The following is a 4233-nucleotide window of genomic DNA, read 5'->3' on the forward strand; positions in this document are numbered from 1 at the left end:
TATATATGAATAAAAGTCCCTGCTTTTTGTATAAAAAGCAGGGGCTTAAGTGTTTTTCTGTTTTATTTGAATTATTAGTTACCTTAAGCTTTCAATTTTTTCCTAAATTTCAATACCGTCTTGTATTTGAACAAGGACAAAACGATGAATGCTGATCCTTTTACCGCCGGTTTCAAACTAAATGCTTTTACTGAAAAACGAACGGCTTCTTTTTTGCTGTTATTTCTCATCGCTTTATTGGCCAGCAGCATATAAAAATTACTTTTTCTTACCTTGGTCTCTTTTTCTGACAGCGTTGAGAAGAGCTCACGGTGTTTATTTTCAATATATTCTATCGCGCTGATGTATTTACTGGTCTGCTGGGAGATTTGTTTTTTCCCTGTGTAATTATAATAGTTGATACACGGTTCTTCTACGACACCAATTTGTGTCAACTGACTTACTCTTATCCATAAATCATAATCCTGTAAAGCAGCTAACTCTGTATCGAAATAGCCTGATTTTTCCAATATTTCTTTTTTCACCATCACTGTTGATGTTGTTCCAATACTATTTTTAAACAATATCTTATGAGCTAGATCTCCCGATTCGCTTGGTATATTGTCGTATGCTGTTTCTTCATGTACATAGATCAGATTAGAGCCTGTATAAACGAGTCCGATATCTTTGTTTGACTGAAAAACGTTTAATTGTTTCTCCAGCTTGGTCGGCAGCCATTCATCGTCATCATCAAGAAACGCAATATAGTCATGACTGGCCGCTTCTATCCCTTTATTTCTAGCCGTGTTGGCTCCTTGTGGTGTTTTGTAAGTTATAAAATGGATCCTGTCATCTTGTTCCATCATTTTATTCACGACAAGATCGGTGTCGTCCGTGGAGCCATCTGAAATAACGATGATTTCAAGGTCTCGAATGGTTTGTTCCTTTACACTTTTAACTGCTCGTTCAAGCAAGTCAGCTCTGTTATGTGTCGGTATCACTACACTTATCATTTACTTTAAATCCTCCTCGTCTAACATAATTTCATATAAAGCTCTTTTTCCTTCAAACACCGCATCGATTGAGATCTTGGTTCCGCTTCTGTTCCAGCGCGGGTGCAGATCACAACGAAAATAATTGTCGTATTTAAATGGCGCGAATACTTTTGCGACTTCATTCACCTTTTCTGTCTGTTCATCAAGCACATACACCGACTGGATCCTTGAGCGATTCGGATAGGTATCCGTCGCGATTTTCAATCGGTCTGGAGAATAACTCGGGTGACCATCTGAATCAATTCCTGCAAATAAATGAGTATAGTCTTGTGTTAGATCTTTCATCAAGTAGTAGCCGTTTCCAGTCTCTTTTTTACGAGCAAAACCAATAATCTCTTCATCATTTTTCCAGAAACAATGCGAAACCATATTATCATCACTTAGATTATACATATTACTTCCATCGATATCACATGTCACTAAGCGTGTAGTTGTCACCGAACCTTTGATCCAGCGGTGCAGGACCATGAACCGTTCACCTGAAGGATTTAGCATCAGATGATTCACTTTGTGCTCGGCATCTTCCATCTCACTTCTCTTTTCAAAATTGGCGAAATCCGTGTACTTAAGTATAGACGTCGCTTCATTGGTTTCGATATCAAGTTTCCAGATTGCCGCTTCATCAGGACACTTGTCATCTTTTGTGGCGTCTTCTATATTCGAGTAGCCATACCCTTTTCTCAACCGGTGGAGCCTTGAGAAATCTATGGATAAAGCCGTTTTTCCATCATTAGATACACTGTAGATTGAGCGAACCAACACTCTTTCTTCTCGTGTCTGTAAATCAAGTATGACTGAACAGTATTTTCCATCGCGATAATCATTGTACAGGATCTGCGTTTTATAATCTGGTCCGAGCCATTGCAGCATGCTTCCCTGCTGGACGTTCCACGTGTGTGTCTGACCCACTATTTCAATTTCTTCCGTTTCGGCATTTATCAGGACAATATCTGCGGGTTCGTCTGGAGCAACTGAATCTGTCGTATTCTTAGCTCTCAACGACAGGATATAGTCTTCTGTATCATTCCAAGGCGATTTATCATAATAACCAAAAAAGTATTCATACTCATCTTCTGGAGTCAGTCGTCTAATGTTTCCTTCAGACTTAACTTTTGGTGACGTTGCATACATGATCAATTGATAGGAGCGTTTCAAAACTTTTTTTATCACGGGTGTTTTTTGTAAAAACGTATTGATCTGCTGTTCGATACTCATTAAGCTTCGTCCTCCTTTGATTTTCTCAAGTACTTTTTAGATAATTTTTCAAATATAAAATTAGGCATCAAGAACGCTGCCAGATGACTCATCGATGCAATCAAAAAATCTCCAAAACCAGAATACCCTTTTTTCCAGAAATCATAGAGCATGACAATGTTACTGCTCGCTTTCGTCCAGCTCTTTCTTCTTTTCAGATTGTCTTCATTTGCTCTAAAGAGCAGTAATGATTCGTTGATATTTTTAGCCCGGCAGCCATTATTCAACATCCTGATAAACAAATCCATGTCCTGATTTCGACGGTAATCACTATACCCATTATTGGCTAAGACGGCTGATTTCCTGTACATCACAGTCGGATGATTGAAGGGGTTGCGTCTTCTCGAAAACCGAACGATCTCATCATGTTCTGATGGCAGGCTTCTAGATGAGACGATATTGGCAGGATCATCGATAAATTCATCGATATTCGTACCGACAATGTCTAACTCTTCAATTTGAAAAGCTTTTAACTGTTTCTCACATCGGTCACTTAAAGATAAATCATCTGTATCCATTCGAGCGACCAGTTCATTTTGGCAGTGCTTCAGTCCCTCATTCAAGGCTAACCCGAGTCCTATATTTTTTTCCAGTGGGACGATTATAAACAAGTCAGGAAAGCGTTGAACAAACTCGGAAACCACTGTTTCCAGAGCCTCAGTAATGGGACCATCTTTGACTAAGACGATTTCATCCGGTTTTACCGTCTGATCAAGCATGCTTTGAATACTTACCTTCAAGTTCTGTGGTTTTTCATCTTTATAAAGAGACATCAAAACACTATATTTTTCCATATTTAAATTCGCAATTCCTTTCAGATTCTTTTTTTCTATCTGGTCATTAACAACCCGTATTCATAAAAAGAGCTGAGACTAAGAAGTCTCAGCTCTCAATCAGTTGCTAGTCTGTTTTATATTTTAACTACTTTCAACGGGATATTGTTCCCTTTTATTAGAGTTAGCTGCGTCTCATACCATTTTTTTGATGTTTCATTGATTTTCACAATGAGTACAACTTCATCTAACGATGCATCAGGTTTAATTTTATTGAAATGATGATAAGAATCAATGTTTTTATTCATTTCATTATCTTCAATAGCATCAAAGTCCAGGCTTCCTTCTTCCATTAACACAGCTCGCTTAACGTTAGGCGGATAAGAAATGGCTTCGATCACATCTTCCTTCTGTTCTGAGCTGTCACGCACTCGTGTGAGATTGATGACTTTATCCTTATTGTCCAGTGAAAGATTATAAATAATAGAAATTTGCTTTTTATAGATATTAATCACTATTGATGCCAGGAAACCAAACACTAAACCAAATATCGATCCACCGACTATGAAGTAAACGATGTTCATGATATTAAGTGGCTCCACATCAGTTTCTGCTACAAAGCTCTCTATTTCTTCAGATGAAGTCAATGTTTTAGGTTCGTCGAAAAAAAATAAATTACGATCAGTCAATATTTCGATCTCTTCTGAATTTAATGCAGCATAATAAGCATTGGCTAAATCAAAATTCAGTTGTTCATCCCCCGTAGTAAACTGAATATCGAAGATGCCTGTATCTGTATCCAAATCCACTTGAATAAAGTGTTCAAGCAACGCTTCATACGATTCAATATCGTAATCCAGTATCGATAAGACATCGTCATGAATCAATATTTCTTTCAATAGATGTCGTTTGTTGAAGATAGTAAAATCGTCATTTTCGATATAAACCCTAAAGAAAACCATATCATTCTCTAAAACTCTTGTAATAGCTGTTTGTTCCCGAGCAGTTAGCTCGTCTTCAGTTAACAGGAGCTCATGAACTTCGGGAACGGTGTAATCAAAAGTTTCTCCCGGGTTCTCAACTTCTTGCTGAGTGTCGGAAGAATCTCCCGTCACATTCACAAAAAATACGTAAGTAATCATTAATATCAAGAAAAAGAATGTAAAACTTAG

At 37.7% G+C, this 4233-nt stretch carries 4 protein-coding genes; all 4 read right to left on the reverse strand.

What is annotated here, in order from left to right:
- Positions 1–83: 83 nt before the first annotated feature.
- A complete protein-coding gene (locus AX762_RS10950; RefSeq protein ID WP_071849174.1) occupies positions 84–992 on the reverse strand; it encodes a glycosyltransferase family A protein in 909 nt (302 codons plus the stop codon).
- On the reverse strand, positions 993–2249 hold the full coding sequence (locus AX762_RS10955; RefSeq protein ID WP_071849175.1) for a hypothetical protein: 1257 nt from the start codon (positions 2247–2249) through the stop codon (positions 993–995).
- Complete coding sequence (locus AX762_RS10960) at positions 2249–3082, reverse strand: glycosyltransferase (RefSeq protein WP_071849176.1); 834 nt, start codon at positions 3080–3082, stop codon at positions 2249–2251. The genes AX762_RS10955 and AX762_RS10960 overlap by 1 nt, the downstream gene beginning before the upstream one ends.
- A gap of 116 nt (positions 3083–3198) precedes the next feature.
- On the reverse strand, positions 3199–4233 hold a 1035-nt coding region (locus tag AX762_RS12840), incomplete at its 5' end, for a hypothetical protein (RefSeq protein WP_177244092.1).

Origin of the sequence: Alkalibacterium sp. 20 (genome assembly GCF_001885615.1) — a bacterium.
Classification (GTDB): domain Bacteria; phylum Bacillota; class Bacilli; order Lactobacillales; family Carnobacteriaceae_A; genus Alkalibacterium.

Bases quoted from the DNA above. Each gene is read 5' to 3' on its own strand.
- AX762_RS10960 (WP_071849176.1), bottom strand. From the start codon at position 3,082: ATGGAAAAATATAGTGTTTTGATGTCTCTTTATAAAGATGAAAAACCA.
- AX762_RS10950 (WP_071849174.1), bottom strand. From the start codon at position 992: ATGATAAGTGTAGTGATACCGACACATAACAGAGCTGACTTGCTTGAA.
- AX762_RS10955 (WP_071849175.1), bottom strand. From the start codon at position 2,249: ATGAGTATCGAACAGCAGATCAATACGTTTTTACAAAAAACACCCGTG.